We start from the raw sequence: 3,159 nt of genomic DNA, 5'->3' as shown, positions 1-3,159 counted from the left end.
CGATGCGCCAACCGTTGACGATGCTGCCGTTCCTGCTGGGCACCAGCCTGGGACTTGCCGTGCCGGCACAGGCCGAAAGCCTGGCCCTGGCCGACAGTTTCCGCATCGGGACCGCCGGTGTGCTGTGCACGGCGCAGGTGCAGGTGGCCGATCCGGCGACCCGCGGCCTGTTCGACCGGGCCTATCGCATCGTTTGCCGAGATGCCGCCCAGCCGGTGGGCTCGCTTTATGCCTTGCGCGGGGCCGCGCCGGCGCTGTCGGCCGGTTGCCCGGCCCCTGCTGCCGCAAATCTCGCCAGCCTGCCCGGCGCGATGGTCAGCCGTTGCACGGTCGAGGGGCTTGGCCGGGTGCGCTATCAGCTGCAGCGCGGCAAGACGCTGTTCATCGCCGACGGTCTGGCCGGCTATGGCTCGGCGCTCGAGCTGGGGTTGAAGAGCCTGATCGCCGATGCGCCGGTGACCGGCACGGTGGAAGTGGCCGCGACCGAAGCCGGTGATCCGGCCGCCTTTGCCCGCATCCAGGCCGGCAATCTGGAACCGGGGCAGGCGCTGGCCGAAGCCTATCTGCGCAACAATGCCGCCAGCTTTGCCGAGGCGGCGGAGTTTTTCGACCTGCTGGTGGAGCGCAGCCGGCGCGGGGCCGCCGGTTTCACGCGCAGCGCCGAATATCTTGCCAACCAGGGCCTGCAACAGTCCAATCTCAGCCGCTTTGCCGAAGCCCAGCGCCTGTTTGCCCGTGCCACCCAGGTGCTGGATGGCAGCGATCCGATCGCCAGCCGGCTGGTGCGCAATGCGCTGGCCCAGCATGCGTTGAACCAGCGCAAGCCGGCAGCCGCGCTGGCGGCGCTGGCGCGGCCGGTGTCGGGCAACATCGGCACCACCGACACGGCGCGCCTGGCCCAGGGCTATATCGACGTGCCGCTGGCGCAGCGGCTGAAGACCGATGACAATGCCCTGCGGGCACTCGGGTACGGCAGCACGATCCTGTCGCCGGAGGAACGCGCCACCATCCTTGACGGCCAGGCGCTCTATCTGCGTGGCGTGGCGCTCGCGGCCGGCGGCGATCTGGCCGAAGCCCAGGCTGCGCTGACCGGCGCGCAGCGGTCGCTGTCCCAGGTGCGCGGTGGCCGGGTGCTGTCCATCCTGTGGCTGCGCGCCGGTGTGGCCAGCGAATTGTCACGCGTGGCCGAAGCCAATGGCCAGGGGCCGGCGGCGCTGGCTGCGATGGCCGAAGCCGTGGCCCTCACATCGGCCCAGTTGCCGCAATCGGCGGCGCTGCTCGCCCAGCAGGCGCGGCAGGCGGCCCTGTTTGCCCGCCAGGGCCAGGCCGATCAGGCCGCAACCCTGTATCGCGCCGTGGTCAAGGCGGCGCCCGACACGCCGGGGGCAGGGCAGGTGCTGGGGCCGCTGCTGGAACCCTGGCTGGCGCTGCTGGCCAGCCGTGGCGATGCCGGGGCGGCGTCTGATCTTTTTGATGCGGCCCAGATCCTGGTGCGACCGGGTGTGGCGCAGACCCAGGCGGTGCTGGCGCGCGAACTGTCGGGCGGCAGCGACGAAGCGGCCGGCCTGTTCCGCCAATCCATCACCCTGTCGCGCGATCTGGTGCGGGCCCAGGCCGATCTGGAGCGGCTGGCGCAGGTCGAAGCGCCCAATGCGCTGGAACAGGAACAGATTGCCGCGCTGCGCGACAAGGTCGCGACGCTGGGCCGTGACCAGACGGCCGTGCTGGCCCGGCTGGCCGAATATCCGCGCTTCCGCTCCATTTCCGGCGGCGCCATCACGCTGGCCAGCCTGCAACAGGCGCTCAAGGGCGATGAAGCCTATCTGAAGCAGATTGTTCTGGGTGAACAATCCTATGTGCTGGTGGTGGGGCGCGACAGCGCCTCGGTGCACAAGGTGGCGGCGACGGCGTCTGACTTGGGACAGTTGGTGAAGACCATCCGGGATTCGGTGGTGGTGCTTGAAAATGGCCGGCCGACCACCTATCCGTTTGATGCCGCCGCCGCGCGCCGGCTCTATCAGCTGGTGATGGGTCCGGCCGATGGCCCGGGCAACAAGGCCGTGCTGGCCAGCCGCCACCTGATCGTCGAACCGGATGGGGCGCTGCTGCAATTGCCGTTCAACCTGATGCTGAGCGGTGATGAGGGGCTGGCAGCCTATCAGGCGCGGCAGGATGATCCCAATGCCGATGCCTTTGATGCCCGTGGCCTGGCCTGGCTGGGGCGTGACCGGATCGTGTCCACCGCCACCAGCCCGCGCGCCTTCATCGATGTGCGCAAGCTGGCCGCCAGCCGCGCCAGCAACGCCTATCTGGGGCTGGGCGAGAATGCGATCCCGGCACAGGCCTTGCCGCCGGTGCTGCCACCGCCGCCACCGCCGGCCCCGCCCAAGGGCAAAGGCCAGAAATCATCGCCGGTGATGGCCGTTGCCGCCCTTGTGCCGCCGCCACCGGCCCCGATGACACCGCTGCCGCCCCGCGACGAATGCGATTGGCCGCTGGCGGAATGGGCGCATCCGATCTCGCCGGCCGAACTCAAGCTGGCCGCCGATCTGCTGAAATCGGCCGGCTCGGCCGTGCAGACGCAGGGCGATTTCACCGACACGGCGATGATGGGCCGCAAGGATTTGCGCAATTACAAGGTGTTGCACTTTGCCACCCACGGGCTGGTTACAGCGCCGCGCCCGGAATGCCCGGCACGCCCGGCGCTGCTCACCAGTTTTGGCGGGGCGGGCACCGATGGGCTGCTGTCGTTCCGGGAGATTTTTGACCTCAGCCTGGACGCTGATACGATCATCCTGTCCGCCTGTGACACTGCCGGCGCTGCCACCGCATCGGCCACGCGCGAGGCCGGCATCACCACCGGCGGCAATTTCGCGCTCGACGGCCTGGTTCGCGCCTTTGTCGGCGCCGGTGCCCGCGCCGTTGTTGCCAGCCACTGGCCGGTGCCCGATGCCTTTGACGCCACACGCACGCTGATCACCGGCCTGTTCAGCGATGTTGGCCGCATCAGCGTTGGCGAGGCGCTGCGCCGTTCGCAGGTGCGGATGATGGATGTGCCCGAAACCTCGCACCCCTATTATTGGTCGGGCTTTGCGATTGTGGGCGATGCCGCCAAGCCGCTGATGTCGCTGCCATCGGGGCAGGCGAGTGGCAAGTAGG

The 3,159-nt window shown here is 69.4% G+C and carries 1 protein-coding gene; it reads left to right on the top strand.

Annotation, left to right across the window (positions count from 1 at the left end; genetic code table 11):
- Positions 1-2: 2 nt before the first annotated feature.
- Positions 3-3,158, top strand: a complete 3,156-nt coding sequence (locus tag CHU93_RS17370; RefSeq protein ID WP_243375740.1) for a CHAT domain-containing protein — start codon at positions 3-5, stop codon at positions 3,156-3,158.
- Position 3,159: the final 1 nt, after the last annotated feature.

It is taken from the genome of Sandarakinorhabdus cyanobacteriorum, from assembly GCF_002251755.1.
Lineage (GTDB): Bacteria > Pseudomonadota > Alphaproteobacteria > Sphingomonadales > Sphingomonadaceae > Sandarakinorhabdus > Sandarakinorhabdus cyanobacteriorum.
Note: the sequence above shows the minus strand (reverse complement) of the source record. Positions and strands in the feature narration are given on the sequence as shown.